Below are 23,046 nucleotides of genomic sequence, written 5' to 3'. Positions count from 1 at the left end.
ATTAATATGTAACATCATCTTGAGATAGCTTAATACCGAGCTGGCTACACAGCTAACTGTGTAGCTAACGACAAAAAATTATAATGATCGGGAAAATCCAAGATGTATCGCTGTTTGGTTTTTGTATTTTTCATCCTCTCTCTGTCTGCGTGTAGCAGTATTCAAATTGCACCGTATGATCAAAATAGCACGCTGCTAGTTATCCCCAAATCACATGAAAACTCCTCAATGGAATCTTGGAGTCGAACGTGGAAGTTTGATGTTCGATCTCTGGGTGAAACGAGTGATATTAATTTCGATGTATGGTTCTCAAATAGTTCTGATGCATATATTGCGATTAATGATTTGCCTCCAGGGCGCTACGAAGTTGGTGCGATGAAATTTAAGATGGCGTCTCGTTGGCGATCAACCTCCGCCAATGACGACGGCTACCCCTTAAATATAGAGTTTGAGGTAAAATAAGGTGAAGTTACTGTTTTTCCGTACATGACAACGCTATTCCAAGAGACATCTAGTGGTGGCACACGTAGTTCATTTTCGGTGATTGAAATGGAGAGTGTGGATTATAACTTGTTCAAAGTGAAGCTATTGGAAGATGAGCGTATGCAACCTTGGCTAATCAACGAACAAGTTATCCGGGGAGCAAGCATTTGATCATAGCTATCACCTTGTTTATTTAGAGACTGTTAATTAGCCCGTGACTGCGTGTCGAAGTGTAGGTGCTCTAATTTAATCTCCATTAGGTTAGAGCCCTTTTCAGGGTGTCCGATCATTTCGTCATAGGCGCTCGTGTGCCGCAGCACTAGCTTTATGATTCGCAGCAAGCTAAGTGCTGTTTTGGCGGCTTGAAGGCTTCGGTAAGTTTGTATTTGACTACCATCGACCAAGTAATAAGTCTCTCCTTGATGCTCAATCATCACCCTATAAAGCGACAAATCAACTGATTGAATGATCACTTTTTCAATGGGCTCTAATTGTCCGAGCTCTTCGTATGAAATCTTCATAGTCATTTTCCTATCTAGTTTAATAACCTAAGAATACGGCGTAAGAGAACGCTGATAAGTGTGCCAAGGTGACGACGATTGTTAGTCTGTCTCGCAAAACCGCGAACATGGTTTCGTACAAATGATCGCAAAACTTCTTCTCGACAGAGCGTAAGGCAATAAAACTGAGGCCCAAGATCGCACTCTGTAAGGCGGGTTTAAAAATTGTGCTAGCCCATGCTAATAAACTAAAAACGATGCCCGTATTGAGAAGTATGCCGTTCTGGCGCAAGTTCGAGCCGATCACGACGGGTATTGCCCAAAGTAAACCTGCTAAAAAAGACAGAATGACAACGGAGTAAGACAGGAAGAAATCGAGCAGGGAGTCTGCTGATTCTTGAGGGACGAACCAAATCGTAAGGCTGAAGCCTATGAATGGGATCAGGCCTGCGAAGCCAAATGTTTGAATGCGTGCGTGGTTACTCATCGATCTTACTCTGTTTTTTTCAATAAAACCTACGAGAGTAAAAACACAGCCGATTACTTTATATATGTATAACGTGCTTTGGTCTTGAATCCATTTGAGCCCTTCCTAAGTAGCTTAATGGAATGCTTAATTGGAGAGTCGCAGTGGAAAACCGTATTGAGGTAAGAAAACTCTTACTAGCTGCAGAAAAAGTTAGACAGCACGGCGAGCAGAAGAGCGGCCGGTACTTCTATTCTGGTCTAACGCTTGAAATGAGTTTTGATGGTTATACGTTTGTTCTAAGCACGCCCAAGGCTAGTATCAGTGTTTTTTTTCATAACAAGTTTCAGGCTAATTATCGTAATAATATTGAGCTTGAAGAGCTGTACGACTTAGCGTGCAAGATCGCAAAAACTGATGCCGCTTGAGAACTGAAATAAGGGTTCGAAGACAAGAGGCACCTTCGAACCCCCAAACTTATTTGCAACTAGCGCAGATCTGATCACCATAGTAATTGTTCACGTAATTGCAGCTATTCTCCGTAATTCTGAGCTGCGACTTCTCTTTTCTTCTCTTTGAGATACTTCTCAATTAGGCTGCTTATTAGCTCTGATGCCGCGCGTTCGCTTATTGGTGGTATTGCTGCGAAGTCGGCGGTCGGCTCAAGTCTGTGTTTATGGAATGCTACGTTAGCTTGGGCATGGTAGTATGCTAAGACCTTATTCTCTTCTAGGGTTACTTGGAGTGTGAATTCCTGATTCAAGTATTTACAGTCGCTGCTGAACATCATTTCGTGCTGGCGTTCATCGACGATGTCTTGCGAGTCCTTGATGCTAGCGCTCTTATCCTCCCGTTCTAACCCCACAACCTCTAAGTCATGTGTGTTTTCTGCTGGTGCCTTAGGTGCCTCTGTTACGGTGTTATGTTCGATATTGCGTTCAAGCCAGACTCTAGCGGCTTGGCGTATTTCTTTTAGTTTTGCTCGTCTTACGGTCATTCTATCCACTAACTCATTTAATAGGACTACATAGCGGAGAGCTGCTCGCTCGCAAGAGGTGCGAAGGGATAATCGAAGGAAGCCAGAGTGTAGGCGTCGATTGTAGTAGAGCGCTCCGTGGCGCACGATAGTGTAGGGCAGTTGCATAGTCAAACGTCCTAGCTGTGTGACAGCTTGTGTGACATTCTGACTTGAGGGAAGCTCAACCCCCGTGGATACAGGGGCTTATGCTTGTTTGGTGGAGATGGCGGGGGTCGAACCCGCGTCCGTCAGCACTCTGCCATCGGCTCTACATGCTTAGATTCCGTTAATTAGTTTAACCTTCCACAGCCCAACGGGCAGGACGTGGTTGGCGAACTCAGTAAAATTTAGCAGCACGACCCCGAGTATGCCGTGGTGCGGTCCTGTTCTGAGTGACAGTCGGTATCGCGGTACAGGCACCTTGTTACAGACCGTTAGGGGCGTACCCCTAAAAGTGCTTTTTTAACTGCTTACGCAGCTAGAGCAGCACCGTAGTTGTCATCATTTGCAACTATTGATTACAGCGATTGGAGTACGAGTGCCACTGTACACTCGGCATGCACCTCTGGTTTCGTTACCAGCGTCGAAGCCATATCATCCCCGAAACTTATTGAAACCTTTAAGCGTTTGGCTTCGACTGCGTCGAGTCCCGGCCAGCAGCAAGATGCTGCTGTCGCTCATGCCTTTGAAAATCAACAATTTGATTTTCAATTTCTGGAAGAAATCGGCCTGTGGCCCATATCATTCCGAAACTTATTGAAACCTTTAAGCGTTGGTGAAACGCTAGTTGGGCAATCATACTCTTGAAACCATGAGTAGCAAGCCCAAAGTCAAAAAATATTAGTTACTTCGCATGCTCGCGAACAACGCGAGCTTTTTGACGATTCCAGTCGCGATCTTTTTCGGTCGCGCGTTTATCGAATTCTTTTTTACCTTTGGCCAATGCAATTTCGCACTTTACTTTGTTGTTTTTCCAGTAAAGGGCTAGGGCAACACATGCGTGGCCTGCTTGGCTTATCTTTGCATTAATTTTGGCAATTTCTTTTTTGTGAAGCAGCAGTTTTCGTTGGCGAGTTGGCTCTGCGATGACGTGAGTGCTTGCAGAAATAAGTGGCGTAATGTGTGCGTTAAGTAGCCATGCTTCCCCGTCTTTCAAGAATACGTGCGAGTCTGTAAGCTGGCCTTTGCCTTCACGTAAGCTTTTCACTTCCCATCCTGTAAGCGCAACGCCAGCTTCAAATTTTTCTTGAATATGAAAGTCGTGCTTGGCGCGTTTATTCAACGCGATGGTATTGCTTTGTTGCTTTGGTTTTTTCTTGCCGGCCATGAAATTACTGCTGGAGTGTCTGTGAAAAACGGGAAGTATATTACAAGTTCTGGTCTTGCTACAGAATTTATCGCGCATTCGCAGAAGCGCTAGAGTGCAGATGAGAAGGCGGTTACAATACGCGCCAATTAATTGGGCTGGGTTTTATGTCTTTAAAAATAAATCGCTCCGCGCTGGTCATGTTTTCTGCTCAGCAAATGTATGACCTTGTAAATGATGTGGCTTCTTATCCTTCTTTTTTGCCGTGGTGTTCGGGTGCGACTGTTCTTGAAGCGGACTTTACACAGATGCGTGCAAGTTTGGATGTGAGTAAGGGTGGGATGAGGCAATCTTTTACTACGCGGAATGAGCTCGTTGCGCATGAAAAAATATCGATGCGTTTAGAAGATGGCCCATTTAAAAAGCTCAAAGGTGATTGGCATTTTACAGCGTTGCGTGAAGATGCCTGTAAGGTTGAATTAGATCTAGAGTTCGAGTTGAAGCAGGGCGTAGCTAAACTGGCGTTTGGTCCTGTGTTTAATCAAGCCGCAAACACGATGGTTGATGCGTTCTGTGAACGCGCAAAGGTGGTATATGGAAAGTAAGCTTCGCATTGAGGTGGCATATGCGCGCCCCGATCTTCAGAAAATAGTTGAGTTGGAAGTGGATGCGGGTACGACTGTGTTTGATGCCGCAACACATTCTGGTTTAGAGAAGTTTTTCCCTGAAATAAATTACGATGAAATTGATATGGGGATCTTCGGTAAAGCAGTTAAGAAGCCAAAAGAAGAGACCTTGAGAGAGGGCGATCGCATTGAACTTTATCGCCCTCTGATTATTGATCCTAAGCAAGCGCGTTTGAATCGTGCTAAGAAGCCAAAAGCTTAGTAAGCAGAGTGTTCTTCGAGGGGTTCTCCCTCATAGTGGGTAAACACTCCATTTTGGTAATACACGTTGATCACCTGCTGTTGTAGTTCACCATCAGCAGGTTGATATGAATAGATATAACTTTCGTACTTGTCGCTAAATACGTTACGGGCAATTGGGGTTCCTAGTACAAAGTGAATCTGACGTCTGGTCATTCCTGTTTGTAGCTGGCTCAGCATGTCTTGCGTGATAATGTTGCCCTGCTGAACGTTGATTTTATATACGCCTGGGAAGGCACATGCGCCGAGGGTTAATGTAAGAAATACAGCGGTGATGATTGCGCCCAAGTTCTTATTTGAAATCTTAGTAAAACGGGAAGACTTGTTTTGCATCTAGTTCTTAATTCCACTATTGTTTGCAGCATTCGTTTTGAGTTTACTGCCGTTGATTTTGTCTGCGGAGCGCATCTTAACTGATTTAAGGGATGTGCGCCTATATACATCATAATAAAGAGTAAGTTATGCCTGAAAATACTGATTTAAAAAAAGCCGGATTAAAAGTAACTGTTCCACGCCTTAAAGTGTTGGGTCTCTTAGAAGCTTCTGATGGTAAGCATATGAGTGCTGAAGATGTGTATAAGGCACTTCTAGAATCAGGTGATGATGTAGGTTTGGCAACGGTGTATCGCGTACTGACTCAGTTTGAAGCGGCAGGTTTAGTGCAGCGCAATAATTTTGAAGGTGGCCATGCTGTTTTTGAGTTGGCGAGTGAAGAGCATCATGATCATATGGTTGATGCTGAGTCTGGTGAAGTTGTTGAATTTTATGATGAAATTATTGAAAAACGTCAGCACGAAATTGCCGAGAAATACGGCTATGAATTAGTTGATCATAGTTTGACCTTGTACGTTCGTAAGAAGAAATAATAAATCTTGTAATGCTGGGGTTAGTTGAGCCCTAGCATTTCTTTCGCATGCGCTTTAGTTTGCTCAGTAATATCTATCCCGCCTAACATTCTTGCTACTTCATCTGTTCTTTCTGCGTTATTTAATGGCTCAACCGCTGAGTGCATTGTTCCATCAATGATTGATTTACTAATGCGAAGATGGCGGTCACCTTGCGAGGCGACTTGAGGTTGGTGAGTGATGCAAATGACTTGGCCTGTTTGCCCAAGCTCTTTTAGTAACTTTCCTACAACTTCAGCTGTACCGCCGCCGATCCCAACATCTACTTCATCAAATACCATACTTGGAACAGCTGAACGCTGAGCGAGAACAACTTGAATCGCTAAACTGATTCTTGATAGTTCACCGCCTGAGGCGACCTTGGCAAGAGGTCTTGGTGGTTGGCCGGGGTTCGTGCTAATAAGAAATTCGATATCATCTAAACCGTTTGCGCTTGCATTGCTCATGTCTAAGGCGTCGCATTGCGTAGCAAACACGACATTTTGCATCGACATCAGCTTTAATTGCTCAGCGACTTGGCTTTCGAGTTCTTTTGCGTGCTTTTGTCGATGTTTGCTAAGTGTGTTGGAATGTTGAATGTATATGTTTTTAAGAGACTCAGCCTCTTGTTCAAGGCTATCAAGGTCTTGGTCGCCACCCGTTAAGGCTTCGAGCTCTTGCGCTAATCGAAGATGAACGTCGTTGAGTTCATCTGGTTGGCAGCGATGTTTGCGCGCGAGTTGATAGGCTTGACCTAAGCGTTCGTCTATAAAGTTTAATCGGTTAGGGTCTAGCTCAAAGCCTCCGACAAAGTGGCGAAGTGTATTAGTCGCTTCCTCAATTTGAATACTAGCTTCTTCGAATAAATCTAGCGCTTCGCTAATGCTAGATTCTTCAGCAGGCAGTGAGCTTAAGGCATGCTTGGCGCGCTGAAGGAGTGATAGTGCTCCATGCTCATCATTACTGCTTGCAGCTATAGATTCATGCGCACCCGCAAGTAGCACTTCAGCATTGGCAAGTTTGCTTTGCTCTTGCTCAAGTTGTTCAAGTTCGCCGTCTTGGAGTGCTAGCTTTTCAAATTCGTCGACTTGAAAGTTGAGTACTTGTAAGCGCGCTTGGGTTTCTTCTTGGTTGTTTATCAGCATGTCTAGCTGGCGAGCTTTCTTTTGCCATGCTTGATAACTCTCTTTTACTTCCTTAACAAGCGTTTCATTGCCTGCATAATCATCGAGAAGTACCCGGTGCTTATCTTTGACTAGTAAGCTTTGATGCTCGTGTTGGCTATGTATATCAATTATTTGTTCGCCAAGTGCTTTGATGTCGCTTAATGGGCTTGGCTGACCATTGATATACGCACGAGATCGACCTTCGGCAGTGATAACGCGGCGTAAAATGCATTCGTCTTCATTATCAAGGTCGTGTTGTGTTAACCACTGCTTTGCTGCGCTGATGTGGCGAATATCGAAGCTTGCGCATATTTCTGCTTTGGCTTGTCCGTGCCGCACCATACTTGAGTCGGCTCTATCACCCAGTGTAAGCCCAAGTGCGTCGAGCAATATCGATTTACCTGCACCCGTCTCACCGGTCATGACGGTCATTCCCGAATTGAAGTCAATTTCTAGTTCACTGGCGATTGCGAAGTTACGAATACTGAGTTGGTTAAGCATAGTCGGCGCTTTCAAAATTACTGTATTTATAAACAGTGTAATACTGGCTAAGTAGGATGGCAAAGGTTTGGGAAGAGAAAAAATAGAAAAGTTTGTTTGCATCCGTACTTTTTTACTTGAAAAACATATTCTCGCCCCCACTTCGTGAACCAACTGAGCTAAGCAGCTCAACAGATTGACTAAGTTTGTATTTGAGGGAATGCACGTGAGTGTTGAAGAAAACAATCAAGATAATGCGCAAACCGAGACTCCAGAAGAAGAGTTAGTGAATGATGCGCCTGAAGCTGAAGTAGTTGAAGAATCTACAGAAGCAAATCAAGAAGGTGAAAATTGGCAAGCTAAAGCAGAGCAATTAGCTGCCGAACTTGGTGCATTAAAAGATGCTGCAGTGCGTGCGCAAGCTGAGGCTCAAAATGTTCGCCGTCGTGCAGAGCAAGATGTTGAGAAAGCACACAAGTTCGCGCTAGAGAAGTTCGCGAAAGAGCTTTTGCCAGTGATCGATGGCTTAGAAAAAGCGATTGAAGCTGAACAAGCTGCAGAAAATGAGATGACACCACTTCGAGAAGGTGTCGAGATGACTTTGACGATCATGCTGAGCGGAATTGCCAAGTTTGGCGTTGAGCAGGTTGACCCCATTGGGAAGCCATTTGATCCAGCATTGCATGAGGCGATGAGCATGGTTCCAGCACCTGATGCGGAGTCAAACACAGTGATCGCGGCAATGCAGAAAGGTTATACCTTGAATGGACGATTAATTCGTCCGGCAATGGTTGTTGTTGCGCAGTAAATTTACGTCAGCAAAAGTTTACGTTTAAAAATTAAATTTGGTCCTTGAAAACTAAAAAAAAGGCCAAACATAAAGATCAAAGCTTATACAAAGGCGAGCGCCTTTAACAGAATTTAGAGTGGAGAGAAGCAATGGGAAAAATCATTGGAATCGACTTAGGTACTACAAACTCTTGTGTATCTGTATTGGATGGTGATCAGGCAAAAGTTATCGAAAACGCAGAGGGTGATCGTACTACCCCATCTATCATTGCATTTGCTGACGATAACGAAACATTAGTTGGTCAGCCAGCGAAGCGTCAGGCAGTTACTAATCCTGCTAATACTTTATTCGCAATTAAGCGTTTGATTGGTCGTACATTCGATTCAGACGTAGTACAGAAAGACATCAATATGGTGCCATACAACATCGTTAAAGCAGACAATGGTGATGCATGGGTTGAGGTAAAAGGCGAGAAGAAGGCTCCACCTCAGATATCTGCTGAAATCTTGAAAAAGATGAAGAAGACTGCAGAAGATTACTTAGGTGAAGACATTACTGAAGCAGTTATCACTGTTCCAGCATACTTCAATGACTCTCAGCGTCAGGCAACAAAAGATGCAGGTAAAATCGCTGGTCTTGATGTTAAGCGTATTATCAACGAGCCAACTGCAGCAGCACTTGCTTACGGCCTAGATAAGAGCCAAGGTGATTCTACGATTGCTGTGTATGACCTTGGTGGTGGTACTTTCGATATTTCGATTATCGAAATCGCAGATGTTGATGGTGAAAAGCAGTTTGAAGTACTAGCGACCAATGGTGACACATTCCTAGGTGGTGAAGACTTTGATATGGCATTGATCGACTATTTGGCTGAAGAGTTCAAGAAAGATCAAGGTATGGATTTAACGGGTGACCCACTTGCAATGCAGCGTTTGAAAGAAGCTGCAGAGAAAGCAAAGGTTGAGCTTTCAAGTGCACAACAAACGGATGTAAATCTGCCATACATCACTGCTGATGCAACAGGTCCTAAGCACTTAAACGTGAAGTTGACGCGTTCTAAGTTGGAGTCGTTGGTAGAAGAGTTGGTTGTTCGCAGTCTTGCTCCATGTAAAACAGCATTGAATGATGCAGGTTTGAGCACAAGCGAAATTGATGACGTCATCTTGGTCGGTGGTCAAACACGTATGCCTCTTGTTCAAGAGAAAGTACAAGAGTTCTTCGGTAAAGAGCCACGTCGTGATGTAAACCCTGATGAAGCAGTTGCAATGGGTGCGGCGATTCAAGCGGCGGTTCTAGCTGGTGACGTGACAGACGTTCTTCTTCTAGACGTAACGCCTTTGACGCTAGGTATCGAAACAATGGGTGGTGTTGCTACTCCATTGATTGAGAAAAACACAACGATTCCTACCAAGAAGTCGCAAGTGTTCTCAACAGCAGAAGATAATCAGTCGGCAGTAACGATTCACGTTGTTCAGGGTGAGCGTAAGCAAGCTGCTCAGAACAAATCGCTTGGTCGTTTTGATTTGGCGGATATTCCACCAGCAGCACGTGGCATGCCTCAAATTGAAGTAACTTTCGATATTGATGCAAACGGTATTTTGAATGTGTCTGCGAAAGATAAAGCGACAGGAAAAGAGCAGTCTATCGTGATCAAAGCGTCTTCTGGTCTTTCTGATGATGAGATCGAGAACATGGTTAACGATGCTGAAGCGAATGCTGAAGCGGATCGCAAGTTCGAAGAGCTTGTGACAGCGCGTAACCAAGGTGATCAAATGGTTCATGCAACCAAGAAAACTTTGGAAGAAGCTGGCGATAAGGCGACTGCAGAAGAGAAAACTGCAATTGAAGCAGCGATTGCTGATCTTGAAGAAGCACTGAAAGGTGATGACAAAGACGTGATCGAAGCGAAGACTCAAGCGTTAACTGAAGCGTCATCAGGCCTTGCTCAAAAGCTTTATGCTGANCAAGCGGCTCAAGCAGAAGGTGCAGCGGCGGGTCCAGAGGCAGAAGCGAAAGCGCAATCAAATGCTGGCGACGATGTAGTTGATGCTGAGTTTGAAGAAGTAAAAGACGACAAAAAGTAAGTTTGCTTTTTGAATAGCGAGTGTTTTAGATGCTCGCTCTTTATAACGCGGGAGCTAGTTCTTCCGCGTTATCGTATCTAGGCTTCTCAGATTTTATTTGAGGAGTAATGTCGATAAGACAGGTAATAAGTAATGTCTAAAAGAGATTTCTACGAAGTTTTAGGTGTCGACAAATCTGCTGACGCCAAAGAAATTAAAAAAGCGTATCGTCGTTTGGCGATGAAGTATCACCCAGACCGAAATCCGGATGATGCAGAAGCAGAGGTACAGTTTAAAGAAGCGACTGAGGCCTACGAGGTTCTGTCTGACGATCAGAAGAAAGCCGCGTATGACCAATATGGTCACGCTGGTGTAGATCCGAACGCTGGTGGCGGTGCTGGTGGTTTCGGTGGTGGAAACTTTAGCGATATCTTTGGTGATGTATTCGGTGACATTTTTGGTGGCGGCGGTGGTCGCGGTGGCCAAAGAAGTTCGCGTGGTGCAGACCTTCGATATAATCTCGAACTAGATCTAGAAGATGCGGTACGCGGTAAATCGGTCAAGATCCGTGTTCCGACTCAAGTGACTTGTAATGTTTGTAAAGGCTCTGGTGCGAAAAAAGGCACGCAGCCTGAGACCTGTGGTACTTGTCATGGTCAGGGTCAAGTGCGTATGCAGCAAGGCTTTTTCAGCGTTCAGCAAACCTGCCCAACGTGTCATGGTCGCGGGCAAATTATTAAAGATCCTTGTCGTGCTTGTCATGGCACAGGCGTGCAAGAAGAGAATAAAACGCTTTCAGTGAAAGTGCCAGCGGGCGTTGATACGGGTGATCGTATTCGTTTGGCTGGAGAGGGTGAAGCGGGTGCAATGGGTGGCCCAGCCGGAGATCTTTATGTTCAGGTTTCGGTTAAAGAGCATCCTATTTTTGTTCGTGACGGTGCAAACTTGTATTGTGATGTGCCAATCAGTGTCGTGGATGCAGCGTTGGGTGGTGAGCTGGAAGTGCCAACACTTGATGGCCGCGTCAAACTGAAAATCCCTGCTGAAACGCAAAGCGGTAAGATGTTCCGTTTACGCGGTAAGGGTGTGAAGCCTGTTCGTGGTGGAGCTGTTGGAGATTTGATGTGTCGTGTCGCGGTAGAAACGCCAGTAAATCTGACTAAAAAGCAAAAAGAGTTGTTGAAAGAGTTTCAAGAGACTCTTGAAAGTGGGTCGAAGAAACATGCGCCCCAGAAGCATTCTTGGTTTGAGGGGGTTAAAAGCTTCTTTGACGACATGAAGCTTTAGTGCAGGACTGCATGCTATTTTCACCTCAAGCTTTGTTAACAGTGTACTCAAATGCTCACTTACTTCGTGTAAGCTCAGCTTTTCCGTGCACTTTCGCCTCGCTTGATGCAAAAATATCTATCCAGTAGGTGTGTGCCGAGTTTTTACTGTATAGAGTTTGGTTAGTAATTAAGCTATTTATAATTCCCGCCTTTGAGCGGGAATTTTTCATTTAAAAAAGAGGGTAAAGCAATGGTACGCATTGCAGTAACAGGTGCGATTGGCCGCATGGGTAAAATGTTGATTGAAGCTGTTCATCAATCAGCAGAAGCAGAATTAAGCGCAGCGATTGTTTTGCCAGACAGTAGTGTGATTGGTGCCGATGCAGGTGAGTTGTCTGGGATTGGTAAAAATGGCGTTAGTGTTGTGGGTCACTTGAGTGAAGTGATTGATGATTTTGATGTGTTGATCGATTTTACTGCTCCTGATGCCACGCTAGAAAATGCCAAACTATGTGCTGAGAACGGCAAGGGTATCGTGATTGGTACAACGGGCTTTACTCCTGAAGAAGAAGAATTGCTTTTGTCGTATCAGGCGAACGCCGCGATGTGTAAAGCTGCGAATTTCAGCACGGGTGTGAATATGTGTCTTAATCTCTTGAAAAAAGCCGCAGAGATTTTAGGCGATGATTATGATGTCGAAATTTACGAAGCGCATCATAAGCATAAAGTGGATGCACCATCTGGTACGGCTTTGGCGATGGGTGAATCAGTAGCTGAAGGGTTAGACCGCAATCTACGTGAGGTAGCTGTTTACGGACGTGAAGGCCAAACAGGCGCACGAAATAAAGAAACGATTGGTTTTGCAACGGTTCGCGGTGGTGATGTTGTCGGTGATCATACTGTGATGTTTTTGGGCGATGGAGAGCGTGTTGAAATTACACACAAGGCATCGAGTCGAATGGCGTTCGCAAATGGTGCGGTGCGTGCTGCTGCTTGGTTGCATTCTCAGGAGCCCGGTCTGTATGAAATGCGCGATGTTTTAAATCTTAAGTAATGAGACGCGTAATTTTTGTGCAGTAAATGCTTTGATCGCATAGACAACAAAATGTGAAATATGTACAATGCCGCCGCTTGAGATAAGGCGTTGTACATAAAAACGCGAAAGAATTATAAAAAGCGAGATGAGCAAATGTTCATCTCGCTTTTTTGCAACTAGCATTCGCTAAATGCATCTCAAGCCCGCCAAAGACGGTTTCTTTCGATACGAAAAATACACTGCTTGGACAAGCGCGAGGAACTGGTGTTGACTAAACCCGCTATTTTAGCTCTTGAAGATGGCTCCATATTCAAGGGTATCTCTATCGGTGCAGATGGAGAAACTACTGGAGAAGTTGTTTTTAACACCGCGATGACGGGGTATCAGGAAATTCTTACTGACCCATCATATGCAAAACAAATTGTTACTTTGACCTATCCTCACATCGGTAATACTGGTGTTAATGAGGAAGATGTAGAAAGCGACCAAATTTGGTCAGCTGGTCTAGTAATTCGTAATCTTCCTTTGCTTGCTAGCTCATGGCGTAATGAGAAGCCATTAGATGTTTATCTCTCTGAAAATAATATTGTTGCGATCGCGGATATCGATACACGTCGTTTGACGCGTATTTTGCGCGAGAAGGGCGCCCAGAATGGTTGTATCCTCGCTGGTGATAATATTTCAGAAGAACTGGCATTAGAAAAAGCAAAAGCATTCCCTGGTCTTAAGGGAATGGATTTGGCAAAAGAAGTGACGCATCAAGAAGTCTATGAATGGACTGAAGCAGAATGGGACTTGAGCTCTGGTTATGCGCAAGCAAAAGATTCTGAGTTCCACGTAGTTGCTTACGACTTTGGTGTGAAGCGCAATATTCTGCGTATGCTTGCTGAACGCGGTTGTAAATTGACTGTGGTTCCAGCACAAACTCCTGCAAGTGAAGTGCTTGCTTTGAACCCTGATGGGGTGTTCCTCTCTAATGGTCCTGGTGACCCAGAGCCATGTGGCTATGCAATTTCTGCGATTCAAGAAATTCTAGAGACTAAAAAGCCAGTGTTTGGTATTTGTCTTGGTCATCAGTTGTTAGCACTAGCGAGCGGCGCAAAAACGGTCAAGATGAAGTTTGGTCATCACGGTGCGAACCACCCTGTTCAAGATTTGGCGACGGGCGAAGTGATGATTACGAGTCAGAACCATGGTTTTGCGGTGGACGAAGAGTCGTTGCCTAGTAACATCGAAGCAACACATAAATCTTTGTTTGATGGAAGTTTGCAGGGTATCAAGCGCACAGATACTCCGGCTTATAGTTTTCAGGGTCACCCAGAAGCAAGCCCAGGGCCGCATGATGTAGCGCCATTATTTGACCAATTTATTGCTGAAATGCGTAAAGCGGCAAAATAAACAAAATATGAATTATCGAGCGGCTCCTAAGGGAGCCGCTTTCGAAGACAAATTGTAAAAGTGGAACGAAATTAGATGCCAAAGCGTACCGACATAAAGAGTATTCTTATTATTGGAGCGGGCCCGATCGTCATCGGTCAGGCGTGTGAATTTGATTACTCAGGCGCACAAGCCTGTAAGGCACTTCGCGAAGAAGGTTATCGAGTGATCCTCGTTAATTCCAATCCTGCGACTATCATGACTGATCCGGCGATGGCGGATGCAACTTATATTGAGCCAATTACTTGGGAAACGGTTGCACGTATTATTGAGCAAGAGCGCCCAGACGCATTACTCCCAACCATGGGTGGTCAAACAGCGCTAAACTGTGCTTTAGATCTTGAGCGCGAGGGTGTGCTTGACAAGTTTGGTGTTGAGATGATCGGTGCTAACGCTGATACGATCGATAAAGCAGAAGATCGTGATCGTTTTGATAAGGCAATGAAAGCGATTGGTCTTGAAACGCCGCGTTCTGGTATCGCACACAGTATGGAAGAAGCGGTTGGCCTGATCGACGAGCTAGGCTTTCCATGTATTATTCGTCCTTCGTTTACCATGGGTGGTAGCGGAGGCGGTATCGCATATAACCGCGAAGAGTTTGAAGAAATCTGTGCTCGCGGCTTGGATATGTCGCCAACAAATGAGCTTCTCATTGATGAGTCTTTGATCGGTTGGAAAGAATACGAGATGGAAGTTGTCCGCGATAAGAAGGACAACTGCATCATCATTTGTTCGATTGAAAACTTCGATGCAATGGGTGTTCATACGGGTGACTCGATTACTGTAGCGCCAGCGCAAACACTTACGGATAAAGAATACCAAATCATGCGTAACGCATCGCTTGCGGTACTTCGTGAAATTGGTGTTGAAACGGGTGGTTCGAACGTACAGTTTGGTATCAGTCCAACAACTGGTCGTATGGTTGTTATCGAGATGAACCCGCGTGTATCTCGCTCGTCTGCGCTTGCTTCTAAAGCGACTGGTTTCCCAATCGCAAAAGTTGCTGCGAAGTTAGCGGTTGGCTACACACTCGATGAGCTTCAAAATGATATTACTGGCGGTGCAACACCTGCATCGTTTGAGCCTGCAATTGACTACGTAGTAACGAAGATCCCTCGTTTCACTTTTGAAAAATTCCCACAAGCGGATGCGACATTGACGACTCAGATGAAGTCGGTCGGTGAGGTGATGTCGATCGGACGTACTTTCCAAGAGTCATTCCAGAAAGCTATTCGTGGTTTAGAAGTTGGCTCTTATGGATTTGAGCCGATTCTTGATATCGCCTCGGATAATGCAATGGATACCTTGCGTGGTGAATTAAGCACGCCAAGCGCAGAGCGTATCTGGTATTTGGGTGATGCATTCCGTGCAGGTATGAGCATCGATGAGATTTATGGTCTAACTGGTATCGATCCTTGGTTCTTGGTTCAAATCGAAGACATCATTGAAGAAGAGCAAGTTGTTTCAAATATGATTCGCTCTGATCTTACTTCGGAAGCAGTGCGTCGATTGAAACGCAAAGGTTTCTCTGATCACCGTTTGGCATCATTGTTGGACTTGAGTGAAAAAGAAGTTCGTAATATTCGTCAAGACTTCGGTATCCGTCCAGTTTACAAGCGCGTTGATACCTGTGCTGCTGAGTTCTCGACTGCCACAGCGTATATGTACTCAAGTTATGAAGAAGAGTGTGAAGCGCAAACGTCTGATCGCGAGAAAATTGTTGTTATTGGCGGTGGTCCTAACCGTATTGGTCAAGGTATTGAGTTTGATTACTGTTGTGTACACGCTGCGCTTGCAATGCGTGAAGATGGCTATGAAACGATCATGATCAACTGTAATCCAGAGACAGTTTCAACGGATTACGATACTTCAGACCGTTTGTACTTCGAATCTATTACGCTTGAAGACGTACTAGAAATTATCGAACTAGAAAAACCGAAAGGTGTGATCGTGCACTACGGTGGTCAAACACCACTTAAGCTTGCGCGTGGCCTTGAAGATGCTGGTGTGCCGATTATCGGTACTAGCCCTGATGCGATTGACCGTGCTGAAGATCGTGAGCGTTTCCAGCAAATGATTCAGCGTTTAGGGTTGAAGCAGCCAAATAACGCGACAGTACGTAGCCTTGAAGAAGGTATCGTGGCAGCGAATGAAATTGGCTATCCATTGGTTGTTCGTCCATCTTATGTACTTGGTGGCCGAGCGATGGAAATCGTCTACAAAGAAGACGAGCTTGTGCGTTACATGAAAGATGCTGTTCAAGTATCTAACGATAGCCCTGTTTTGCTTGACCACTTCTTGAATTCTGCAATCGAAGTGGATATCGATGCGATCTCAGATGGTAAGCAAGTCGTGATTGGCGCAATTATGCAGCACATCGAGCAGGCGGGTGTTCACTCTGGTGACTCGGCTTGTTCACTACCTCCATATACATTGTCTGCAGATGTTCAAGACGAAATGCGTGAAGCGGTTAAGTCGATGGCTTTAGAGCTTGGCGTTGTCGGTTTGATGAATACTCAGCTCGCTTATCAGGATGGTGAAATTTACGTGATCGAAGTGAACCCACGTGCGTCACGTACCGTACCATTCGTGTCAAAAGCGATTGGTACCTCATTAGCGAAAGTTGCAGCACGTGTAATGGCGGGCAAAACTCTAGAAGAGCTAGATTTTACAACTGAGATCATCCCAGAGCACTTCAGTGTGAAAGAGTCAGTGTTCCCATTTAAGAAGTTCCCAGCAGTTGACCCGATCCTTGGTCCTGAGATGAAGTCTACGGGCGAAGTTATGGGTGTTGGTGAAACCTTCGATGAGGCGTTTGCTAAAGGTTTTATCGCGACAGGTGAAACACTTCCTGCATCAGGTAAGGCATTCTTGAGTGTTCGTGACGTAGACAAAGAAGGTGTTGTTGAACTTGCGAAACTTCTTGTTGAGGGTGGCTTTAGCTTAGTTGCAACGCGTGGTACTGCTCAGGCAATTGAGGAAGCAGGCATGGAAGTTAGTGTTGTGAATAAAGTGCGTGAAGGTCGTCCACACGTTGTTGACGTAATTAAGAATGAAGATATTTCTTTGATCGTCAATACTACGGAAGGGCGTCAAGCAATCAAAGACTCTTCGCATATCCGTCAATCTGCGTTGCAGAAGAAGATTGCTTACAGTACTACTTTGTGGGGTGGTGAAGCGATCGCGCGTGCGATTCGTTTTGGCTCAAATGAAAAAGTGCGTCGCTTGCAGGATTTGCACTAAAGCAAGGCTATACTGATTAGCAGGATATAAAGCAAATTATAGGAAAACTATGAATCGTATTCCGATGACAGTGCAAGGCGAAGCCGCCTTGCGCGAAGAATTAGTTCAATTAAAAACCGTAGAACGTCCTCGTGTTATTGAGGCGATCGCTGATGCCCGTGAGCATGGCGATTTGAAAGAAAATGCTGAGTACCATGCAGCGCGTGAGCAGCAGAGCTTTATTGAAGGACGCATTCAAGAAATTGAAGGTAAGCTTTCTAATGCGCAGGTGATTGACGTTGCGGCAATTGAGCCTTCAGGAAAAGTAATTTTTGGCTCAACGGTAACGTTGTTGAAAATCGACGATGACTCAGAAGTGAAGTATCAAATCGTTGGCGAAGATGAGGCGGATATTAAGCTTGGCAAGATTTCTGTTTCTTCACCGATCGCTCGTGCCTTGATTGGCAAGAACGAAGGCGACGTTGCTTCTGTTCGTGTGCCAGACGGTATTGTCGAGTATGAAATCGACGAGGTTGAGCATATTTAATCGCTAGGCCTTACAAACAAAAAAAGCGCTCATGAACGAGCGCTTTTTTTGTTTTCGAGTTTTGATTCTTACAGCTTTGATCTACATTCTGATCAAGTTTGATAGCTTCGGATTTGGCTTTTTGCTACGGCGAAGCAATACGACGATTTTGCCGATGATTTGAACTTGCGTGGCATTTGTTTTTTCCGCCATTTCAGTCATAGCTTGTGCGCGAAACTCACGATCATTTGACGCAACTTTTACTTTGATCAATTCGTGTTGTTCTAATGCGCGATCTAACTCTTCAAGTAAACCCTCGCTGACTCCTTTATCACCCACTATAATGATCGGGTTTAGGTTATGGGCAATGGCGCGAAGTTGTTTTTTCTCGGCGGCGCTAAGTGTTGTCATGTTTGAATCCTGTAAATATTTCGGCGCAAGTTTACAGTCTGGCCGAAAGAAACCAAAGTCAATATTTTAAAACTATCACCATTATAGAAGAGCATTACTATGGCACGTTCTAAGTCTAGCGGTCGTTGGCTAAAAGAGCATTTTGATGATCAGTATGTGAAACGATCTCAAGAAGATGGATATAGATCTCGTGCAAGCTACAAACTGATCGAATTGCATGAAAAAGACAAATTATTTCGCAAAGGTATGACGGTGATTGATCTTGGCGCAGCGCCCGGTGGTTGGACTCAAGTAGCCGCGGAGTATATTGGAGACTCTGGTAAAGTCGTTGCTAGCGATATTTTGGCTATGGACCCATTGCCTGATGTGAGCTTCATTCAAGGTGATTTCACCGATGATCAGGTCTTTGAAAATATATTGGCAGAAATTGATGGAAAGGTAGATCTTGTAATTTCAGATATGGCCCCCAATATGAGTGGTAACGCAGCGGTGGATATTCCATCCGCAATGTATTTAGTGGAGCTTGCTTTGGATATGGCTAACCACACCTTGAAACCGGGCGGTAATTTTGTCGCGAAGGTTTTTCAAGGAGAAGGTTTTGATGAACTTCTTAAGCAAATGCGCACAATGTTTACTAAGGTCTATTCCCGTAAGCCTGATGCTTCGCGTGCACGTTCGCGTGAGGTGTACCAAATAGGTATTGGTTTTAAGGGCTAGAGCTTGGAAAGCTTAAAAATTATATAAGATCGTTAAATAGCTAATTTAAGAATCTACTTGTATATTTTAAGTCGTAATACACACATCACTTTGTAATTGAGAGGGGTTTCTCTTGAACGATATGGTCAAGAATCTGGTACTTTGGTTGGTGATCGCAGCTGTGTTGCTGACGGTGTTTAACAACTTCAGTGCACAGCAAAAAACGCAAGCAATGAACTATTCACAGTTTATTGAGCTTGTTCAGAGTGGGCAGGTCCGCCAAGTTGAAATTGATGGATTGCGTTTTGAAGTCGAAACTTCAGACAACCGTCGTTATTCAACCGTTCGACCAATGGTCGAAGATCCAAAGCTAATGGATGAGTTGATTAACAATAACGTTACGGTGATCGGTAAGGAACCAGAGAAGCAAAGTATCTGGTCGCAGCTGTTAGTCGCCTCATTTCCAATTCTCGTGATTATTCTCGTCTTCATGTTTTTCATGCGCCAGATGCAAGGTGGCGGCGGTGGCAAAGGGCCGATGTCGTTTGGTAAGAGCAAAGCGCGACTGATGAGTGAAGATCAAATTAAAACGACATTTGCTGATGTGGCGGGTGTTGATGAAGCCAAAGAAGACGTGAAAGAACTTGTGGAATTTTTGCGTGACCCAAGCAAATTCCAGCGCTTAGGTGGTAAAATTCCGCGCGGTGTCTTGATGGTCGGTCAGCCTGGTACGGGTAAAACGTTATTGGCGAAAGCGATCGCTGGTGAAGCAAAGGTTCCGTTCTTCTCTATCTCAGGTTCAGACTTTGTCGAAATGTTTGTGGGGGTGGGTGCATCCCGCGTGCGAGACATGTTCGAGCAAGCTAAAAAGCAAAGCCCCTGTATTATATTTATCGATGAGATCGATGCTGTGGGTCGTCATCGTGGCGCTGGCCTTGGCGGTGGACACGACGAGCGTGAGCAAACATTAAACCAGCTGCTCGTTGAAATGGATGGCTTCGAAGGTAGTGAAGGTGTCATTGTTATCGCTGCGACGAACCGTCCTGACGTTCTCGATCCAGCGCTGTTACGCCCAGGTCGTTTCGACCGACAGGTTGTAGTTGGCTTGCCTGACATTCTTGGTCGTGAACAAATACTTAAAGTGCACATGAAGAAAGTCCCTCTAGGTGACGACGTGGATGCAGCAGTTATGGCGCGTGGTACTCCGGGCTTCTCTGGTGCAGATTTGGCCAACCTTGTAAATGAAGCTTCTCTGTTTGCGGCGCGTGCGAACAAGCGTACTGTTGGTATGGTTGAGTTTGAGTTGGCTAAAGACAAGATCATGATGGGCGCTGAGCGTAAATCGATGGTTATGTCTGACAAAGAAAAGCTAAATACTGCTTATCATGAAGCGGGACACGCGATTGTAGGTCGCCTCATGCCGGAGCATGATCCAGTCTACAAGGTGAGTATTATTCCTCGCGGGCGAGCGCTTGGTGTGACGATGTTCTTGCCAGAAGAAGACCGTTATAGCATGAGTCGTCAGCACTTGATCAGCAACATTTGCTCTTTGTACGGCGGTCGTATTGCTGAGGAAATGACGCTTGGTCCAGAAGGTGTTACGACAGGTGCGTCAAACGATATTGAGCGTGCAACAGATATTGCGCGTAACATGGTAACGAAGTGGGGCTTGTCAGCGAAGCTTGGTCCCTTGAAGTACGACGAAGCGCAAGAAGAGGTGTTCCTCGGCAAATCTGCAGGCGGGTCTACTTCTCATGTTTCAGGTTCGACGCAGGCCAGTATCGATGAGGAAGTCCGTTCAATCGTTGACCAGTGTTATTCGACGGCGCAGCGAGTCTTAGAAGAAAATCGCTCCAAGCTAGATGCAATGGCTGATGCTTTGATGAAGTATGAGACGATCGATACTCCTCAAATCGATGACATTATGAATGACAAAACACCTCGTCCGCCGAAAGGTTGGGGTGATAATGGTTCTAATGATGCCGGTGGTAGTGCAGCTTCTGAAGCGGAAGACGTAACGCAGGAGCGTGATGCGCCGTCTGATAGCGTTGGTGGACCTGCAGAAGGTCACTAAGTTAAAATTGTAATAATAAGGCGCGGCTTGGTCCGCGCTTTTTTTATGGGTGCGTTATGGATTTTTCTACCCCCAAAATTATGGGGATACTCAATGTGACTCCGGACTCTTTCTCTGATGGTGGAAAGTTTTCTAACCTCGATCTCGCGATTTCGCAAGCTCTTCGTATGGTTGAGCAAGGTGCCTCGATTATAGATATCGGTGGTGAGTCAACACGCCCTGGTGCGGTTGAAGTGTCGCTGCAAGAGGAAATGGATCGTGTCTTGCCGGTTGTTGAAAAGCTTCGAGCAGAAACGGATGTCGCGATCTCCTTAGATACCAGTTCGCCTGAGCTGATGAGGGAGGGTGCGGCTTTAGGTGTTTGGATGATCAATGATGTGCGCGCATTTCAGAGAGAGGGGGCGCTTGAGGTTGTTGGTGAATCAGATGTATATGTTTGCGCAATGCATATGCAGGGCAAGCCCATATCTATGCAAGATTCACCTGAGTACGGGAGTGTTGTGGATGATGTGTCGCAGTTTCTGCAAGGCCGTGTGGAAGCATTGATTGGGTCAGGAGTACAAAAAGAGAAAATTGTTCTAGATCCCGGTTTTGGCTTCGGTAAAACGCTCGCGCATAACTTGAGTTTGTTAAAACATTTAGACCAATTGCAGCATTTGGGCTCGCCTTTGTTGGTAGGGATCTCGCGCAAAAGTATGATTGGTACAGTGCTCGATAAGGATGTGGATCAGCGTTTAATCGGTAGTGTTGCAGCAGCCTTGCTATCATTAGAACGTGGCGCTTCGATTTTGCGGGTTCACGATGTTGCTGAAACGGCAGATGCGCTTAAAATATGGCAGGCAATGAAGTTAGCTAAGTAATACCTACAAGAATTAAGAGAGAGAATAATGGCAGACAGGAAGTATTTTGGGACGGATGGAATTCGTGGTCGATTAGGTGAGGGAGCAATTACACCCGAGTTTATGCTCAAGCTTGGCTGGGCTTGTGGTCAGGTGTTTAAAAAACAAGGTACCAAGAATAAGGTCATTATTGGAAAAGATACGCGCATTTCAGGTTATTTATTTGAAGCGGCGCTAGAGGCTGGCTTGTCCGCGGCCGGTGTGGGTGTACGTTTGATTGGTCCAATGCCTACTCCAGCAGTTGCTTATTTGACGCGCACATATCGCGCGAATGCCGGAATTGTTATCAGTGCGTCGCACAATCCATATCAAGACAATGGCATTAAGTTTTTCTCTTCTGAGGGCATGAAGCTTGATGATGATATAGAGCTGGAGATTGAATCATGGCTCGACAAAGACCTAGAAGTTGTTCCGCCAGCGGAGTTGGGGAAAGCAAAACGGATTGATGATGCTGTTGGTCGTTATGTTGAATATTGCAAAAGCACAATACCGAACAAGATGGACCTTGAAGGTATGGATATCGTCTTAGATTGTGCGCACGGCTCAACTTATCAAGTGGCTCCCTATGTGTTCAGAGAGCTAGGCGCGAATGTGACCGCTATTGGTGTTGAACCGGACGGATTAAATATAAATCGTGGATTTGGCTCTACTAGCCCAGAAGCGTTGGTGGCAAAAGTAAAAGAGCTGAACGCAGATTTAGGTATTGCTTTTGATGGCGATGGCGATCGTGTTGTGATGGTGACTGGCGAAGGTCAGATTGTTGATGGCGACGAGCTCATTTTTATCATATCAAAAGATCGTATTGATCAAGGCGCGATGGATGGTGGTGTTGTCGGTACTCAAATGACGAACTTTGGTGTCGAAGTCGCATTTAACGAGGCAGGTATACCTTTCACTCGTGCAAAAGTGGGTGATCGATATGTCATGGAGCAGCTTAAAGAGAAAGGTTGGCTTCTGGGTGGTGAAGGGTCCGGGCATTTAATTTGTTTCGATAAGTCGACTACTGGCGATGGTATTGTCTCAGCTCTGCAAGTACTTCACGCCATGTGGCGCAGGAAGATGAGTTTGTCAGATTTAGCTGGAGAGATGACAAAGCTTCCTCAGGTGCTCAAGAATGTAAAAGTCGCTGAGCGCTGTAACCCTTTAGATAACGAAATTGTAGCCACTGCGGTTACTCAGCAAGAGGCGCGATTTGAGGGAAGAGGACGTGTATTGCTCCGAGCTTCGGGTACTGAACCCCTGATTCGTGTGATGGCTGAAGGCGAAGATTCGGCGTTAGTTAATGATGTGGTGGATCAGCTTGTTTCAGTCGTCACTGAAAATCTCGCTTAAGTAAAAGTATGGGTTTTAATCGGCTTGTAGTTACGGAGCAACTCGGTTAGTATTTGCGCCCGC

At 45.3% G+C, this 23,046-nt stretch carries 24 protein-coding genes and 1 other RNA gene; 17 read left to right on the top strand and 8 right to left on the bottom strand.

The genetic code is table 11. The annotated features are described in order from the left end of the window. Nucleotides 1-102 precede the first annotated feature (102 nt). Both A3739_RS05345 and A3739_RS28635 read left to right on the top strand, forming a co-directional pair. Nucleotides 103-462: a hypothetical protein gene (locus tag A3739_RS05345; RefSeq protein ID WP_068477972.1), complete on the top strand. Its 360-nt coding sequence runs from the start codon at nucleotides 103-105 to the stop codon at nucleotides 460-462. 24 nt (nucleotides 463-486) lie between these two features. Next, a complete protein-coding gene (locus A3739_RS28635) occupies nucleotides 487-654 on the top strand; it encodes a hypothetical protein (protein ID WP_156493473.1) in 168 nt (55 codons plus the stop codon). 32 nt (nucleotides 655-686) lie between these two features. Here A3739_RS28635 and A3739_RS05340 read toward each other — a convergent pair whose 3' ends face one another. Beyond that, nucleotides 687-1,004 (bottom strand): DUF6482 family protein, encoded by a 318-nt coding sequence (locus A3739_RS05340; RefSeq protein ID WP_068477599.1) that lies wholly within the window; start codon nucleotides 1,002-1,004, stop codon nucleotides 687-689. Nucleotides 1,005-1,023: 19 nt separating this feature from the next. After that, nucleotides 1,024-1,470 carry a DUF3429 domain-containing protein gene (locus tag A3739_RS05335; protein WP_068477597.1) on the bottom strand — a complete coding sequence of 149 codons (447 nt, stop codon included), beginning with the start codon at nucleotides 1,468-1,470 and terminating at the stop codon, nucleotides 1,024-1,026. Between the two features lie 143 nt (nucleotides 1,471-1,613). Here A3739_RS05335 and A3739_RS05330 point away from each other — a divergent pair, with 143 nt between their 5' ends. Next, nucleotides 1,614-1,877, top strand: coding sequence for a DUF3081 family protein (locus tag A3739_RS05330; protein ID WP_068477973.1), 264 nt, complete (start codon nucleotides 1,614-1,616; stop codon nucleotides 1,875-1,877). Nucleotides 1,878-1,981: 104 nt separating this feature from the next. On the opposite strand, the gene A3739_RS05325 is transcribed toward A3739_RS05330, so the two are convergent. From A3739_RS05325 to smpB, 3 genes are all read right to left on the bottom strand, one after another. Further along, nucleotides 1,982-2,446, bottom strand: coding sequence for a hypothetical protein (locus A3739_RS05325; protein ID WP_068500596.1), 465 nt, complete (start codon nucleotides 2,444-2,446; stop codon nucleotides 1,982-1,984). A gap of 236 nt (nucleotides 2,447-2,682) precedes the next feature. Beyond that, nucleotides 2,683-3,069, bottom strand: a transfer-messenger RNA (tmRNA) gene (gene ssrA, locus A3739_RS05320). A gap of 242 nt (nucleotides 3,070-3,311) precedes the next feature. Beyond that, nucleotides 3,312-3,794 (bottom strand): SsrA-binding protein SmpB, encoded by a 483-nt coding sequence (gene smpB / locus A3739_RS05310; RefSeq protein WP_068476070.1) that lies wholly within the window; start codon nucleotides 3,792-3,794, stop codon nucleotides 3,312-3,314. A gap of 146 nt (nucleotides 3,795-3,940) precedes the next feature. Between smpB and A3739_RS05305 the strand changes: the two genes are divergently transcribed. Beyond that, nucleotides 3,941-4,378, top strand: a complete 438-nt coding sequence (locus A3739_RS05305) for a type II toxin-antitoxin system RatA family toxin (RefSeq protein ID WP_068477983.1) — start codon at nucleotides 3,941-3,943, stop codon at nucleotides 4,376-4,378. Further along, nucleotides 4,368-4,661, top strand: a complete 294-nt coding sequence (locus A3739_RS05300) for an RnfH family protein (RefSeq protein WP_068476034.1) — start codon at nucleotides 4,368-4,370, stop codon at nucleotides 4,659-4,661. The genes A3739_RS05305 and A3739_RS05300 overlap by 11 nt, the downstream gene beginning before the upstream one ends. On the opposite strand, the gene A3739_RS05295 is transcribed toward A3739_RS05300, so the two are convergent. Further along, nucleotides 4,658-5,032: an outer membrane protein assembly factor BamE gene (locus A3739_RS05295; protein WP_068477985.1), complete on the bottom strand. Its 375-nt coding sequence runs from the start codon at nucleotides 5,030-5,032 to the stop codon at nucleotides 4,658-4,660. The two genes, A3739_RS05300 and A3739_RS05295, sit on opposite strands and share 4 nt — an antisense overlap. Nucleotides 5,033-5,160: 128 nt before the next feature. Between A3739_RS05295 and fur the strand changes: the two genes are divergently transcribed. After that, nucleotides 5,161-5,565: a ferric iron uptake transcriptional regulator gene (gene fur / locus A3739_RS05290; protein WP_068477987.1), complete on the top strand. Its 405-nt coding sequence runs from the start codon at nucleotides 5,161-5,163 to the stop codon at nucleotides 5,563-5,565. A gap of 20 nt (nucleotides 5,566-5,585) precedes the next feature. On the opposite strand, the gene recN is transcribed toward fur, so the two are convergent. Then, the gene (recN, locus tag A3739_RS05285; RefSeq protein WP_068478036.1) at nucleotides 5,586-7,250 is read right to left on the bottom strand and encodes a DNA repair protein RecN; all 1,665 of its coding nucleotides are present in this window, start codon (nucleotides 7,248-7,250) and stop codon (nucleotides 5,586-5,588) included. 175 nt (nucleotides 7,251-7,425) lie between these two features. Between recN and grpE the strand changes: the two genes are divergently transcribed. The 7 genes from grpE to greA all read left to right on the top strand — a co-directional run bounded on the left by grpE (nucleotide 7,426) and on the right by greA (nucleotide 17,592). Then, the gene (grpE, locus tag A3739_RS05280; RefSeq protein WP_231876611.1) at nucleotides 7,426-8,037 is read left to right on the top strand and encodes a nucleotide exchange factor GrpE; all 612 of its coding nucleotides are present in this window, start codon (nucleotides 7,426-7,428) and stop codon (nucleotides 8,035-8,037) included. A 131-nt stretch (nucleotides 8,038-8,168) separates the two neighbouring features. After that, nucleotides 8,169-10,103: a molecular chaperone DnaK gene (dnaK, locus tag A3739_RS05275; RefSeq protein WP_068500592.1), complete on the top strand. Its 1,935-nt coding sequence runs from the start codon at nucleotides 8,169-8,171 to the stop codon at nucleotides 10,101-10,103. Between the two features lie 132 nt (nucleotides 10,104-10,235). Beyond that, entirely contained in the window at nucleotides 10,236-11,369 is a 1,134-nt protein-coding gene (dnaJ, locus tag A3739_RS05270; protein ID WP_068478001.1) for a molecular chaperone DnaJ, read from the top strand. Between the two features lie 231 nt (nucleotides 11,370-11,600). Continuing rightward, the gene (dapB, locus tag A3739_RS05265) at nucleotides 11,601-12,404 is read left to right on the top strand and encodes a 4-hydroxy-tetrahydrodipicolinate reductase (protein WP_068478002.1); all 804 of its coding nucleotides are present in this window, start codon (nucleotides 11,601-11,603) and stop codon (nucleotides 12,402-12,404) included. Between the two features lie 249 nt (nucleotides 12,405-12,653). After that, nucleotides 12,654-13,784: a glutamine-hydrolyzing carbamoyl-phosphate synthase small subunit gene (gene carA / locus A3739_RS05255; RefSeq protein ID WP_068478038.1), complete on the top strand. Its 1,131-nt coding sequence runs from the start codon at nucleotides 12,654-12,656 to the stop codon at nucleotides 13,782-13,784. 75 nt (nucleotides 13,785-13,859) lie between these two features. Beyond that, the gene (gene carB / locus A3739_RS05250; RefSeq protein WP_068478003.1) at nucleotides 13,860-17,066 is read left to right on the top strand and encodes a carbamoyl-phosphate synthase large subunit; all 3,207 of its coding nucleotides are present in this window, start codon (nucleotides 13,860-13,862) and stop codon (nucleotides 17,064-17,066) included. 49 nt (nucleotides 17,067-17,115) lie between these two features. Further along, nucleotides 17,116-17,592, top strand: coding sequence for a transcription elongation factor GreA (greA, locus tag A3739_RS05245; RefSeq protein ID WP_068477249.1), 477 nt, complete (start codon nucleotides 17,116-17,118; stop codon nucleotides 17,590-17,592). Between the two features lie 81 nt (nucleotides 17,593-17,673). Here the strand turns inward: greA and yhbY are convergent, their stop codons facing one another. Then, a complete protein-coding gene (gene yhbY, locus A3739_RS05240) occupies nucleotides 17,674-17,982 on the bottom strand; it encodes a ribosome assembly RNA-binding protein YhbY (protein ID WP_068478004.1) in 309 nt (102 codons plus the stop codon). Nucleotides 17,983-18,081: 99 nt separating this feature from the next. Between yhbY and rlmE the strand changes: the two genes are divergently transcribed. From rlmE to glmM, 4 genes are all read left to right on the top strand, one after another. Further along, nucleotides 18,082-18,699 carry a 23S rRNA (uridine(2552)-2'-O)-methyltransferase RlmE gene (gene rlmE, locus A3739_RS05235; RefSeq protein WP_068478005.1) on the top strand — a complete coding sequence of 206 codons (618 nt, stop codon included), beginning with the start codon at nucleotides 18,082-18,084 and terminating at the stop codon, nucleotides 18,697-18,699. A gap of 121 nt (nucleotides 18,700-18,820) precedes the next feature. After that, nucleotides 18,821-20,752, top strand: coding sequence for an ATP-dependent zinc metalloprotease FtsH (ftsH, locus tag A3739_RS05230; RefSeq protein ID WP_068478006.1), 1,932 nt, complete (start codon nucleotides 18,821-18,823; stop codon nucleotides 20,750-20,752). A 56-nt stretch (nucleotides 20,753-20,808) separates the two neighbouring features. Then, nucleotides 20,809-21,612, top strand: a complete 804-nt coding sequence (gene folP, locus A3739_RS05225) for a dihydropteroate synthase (protein ID WP_068478011.1) — start codon at nucleotides 20,809-20,811, stop codon at nucleotides 21,610-21,612. A gap of 27 nt (nucleotides 21,613-21,639) precedes the next feature. Further along, a complete protein-coding gene (glmM, locus tag A3739_RS05220; protein ID WP_068478013.1) occupies nucleotides 21,640-22,983 on the top strand; it encodes a phosphoglucosamine mutase in 1,344 nt (447 codons plus the stop codon). Nucleotides 22,984-23,046: the final 63 nt, after the last annotated feature.

It is taken from the genome of Oleiphilus sp. HI0067, from assembly GCF_001635735.1.
The sequence above is the reverse complement of the archived record's forward strand: the minus strand, read 5'-3'. Positions and strand labels throughout refer to the sequence as shown.

Excerpts from the sequence above, each read along its gene's own strand:
- dapB (WP_068478002.1), top strand. The coding sequence starts at position 11,601 with ATGGTACGCATTGCAGTAACAGGTGCGATTGGCCGCATGGGTAAAATG.
- recN (WP_068478036.1), bottom strand. The coding sequence starts at position 7,250 with ATGCTTAACCAACTCAGTATTCGTAACTTCGCAATCGCCAGTGAACTA.
- A3739_RS28635 (WP_156493473.1), top strand. The coding sequence starts at position 487 with ATGACAACGCTATTCCAAGAGACATCTAGTGGTGGCACACGTAGTTCA.
- folP (WP_068478011.1), top strand. The coding sequence starts at position 20,809 with ATGGATTTTTCTACCCCCAAAATTATGGGGATACTCAATGTGACTCCG.
- fur (WP_068477987.1), top strand. The coding sequence starts at position 5,161 with ATGCCTGAAAATACTGATTTAAAAAAAGCCGGATTAAAAGTAACTGTT.
- ftsH (WP_068478006.1), top strand. The coding sequence starts at position 18,821 with ATGGTCAAGAATCTGGTACTTTGGTTGGTGATCGCAGCTGTGTTGCTG.
- yhbY (WP_068478004.1), bottom strand. The coding sequence starts at position 17,982 with ATGACAACACTTAGCGCCGCCGAGAAAAAACAACTTCGCGCCATTGCC.
- smpB (WP_068476070.1), bottom strand. The coding sequence starts at position 3,794 with ATGGCCGGCAAGAAAAAACCAAAGCAACAAAGCAATACCATCGCGTTG.
- A3739_RS05340 (WP_068477599.1), bottom strand. The coding sequence starts at position 1,004 with ATGAAGATTTCATACGAAGAGCTCGGACAATTAGAGCCCATTGAAAAA.
- A3739_RS05295 (WP_068477985.1), bottom strand. The coding sequence starts at position 5,032 with ATGCAAAACAAGTCTTCCCGTTTTACTAAGATTTCAAATAAGAACTTG.
- A3739_RS05345 (WP_068477972.1), top strand. The coding sequence starts at position 103 with ATGTATCGCTGTTTGGTTTTTGTATTTTTCATCCTCTCTCTGTCTGCG.
- A3739_RS05325 (WP_068500596.1), bottom strand. The coding sequence starts at position 2,446 with ATGACCGTAAGACGAGCAAAACTAAAAGAAATACGCCAAGCCGCTAGA.
- rlmE (WP_068478005.1), top strand. The coding sequence starts at position 18,082 with ATGGCACGTTCTAAGTCTAGCGGTCGTTGGCTAAAAGAGCATTTTGAT.
- carB (WP_068478003.1), top strand. The coding sequence starts at position 13,860 with ATGCCAAAGCGTACCGACATAAAGAGTATTCTTATTATTGGAGCGGGC.
- A3739_RS05300 (WP_068476034.1), top strand. The coding sequence starts at position 4,368 with ATGGAAAGTAAGCTTCGCATTGAGGTGGCATATGCGCGCCCCGATCTT.
- A3739_RS05335 (WP_068477597.1), bottom strand. The coding sequence starts at position 1,470 with ATGAGTAACCACGCACGCATTCAAACATTTGGCTTCGCAGGCCTGATC.
- glmM (WP_068478013.1), top strand. The coding sequence starts at position 21,640 with ATGGCAGACAGGAAGTATTTTGGGACGGATGGAATTCGTGGTCGATTA.
- dnaJ (WP_068478001.1), top strand. The coding sequence starts at position 10,236 with ATGTCTAAAAGAGATTTCTACGAAGTTTTAGGTGTCGACAAATCTGCT.
- A3739_RS05305 (WP_068477983.1), top strand. The coding sequence starts at position 3,941 with ATGTCTTTAAAAATAAATCGCTCCGCGCTGGTCATGTTTTCTGCTCAG.
- greA (WP_068477249.1), top strand. The coding sequence starts at position 17,116 with ATGAATCGTATTCCGATGACAGTGCAAGGCGAAGCCGCCTTGCGCGAA.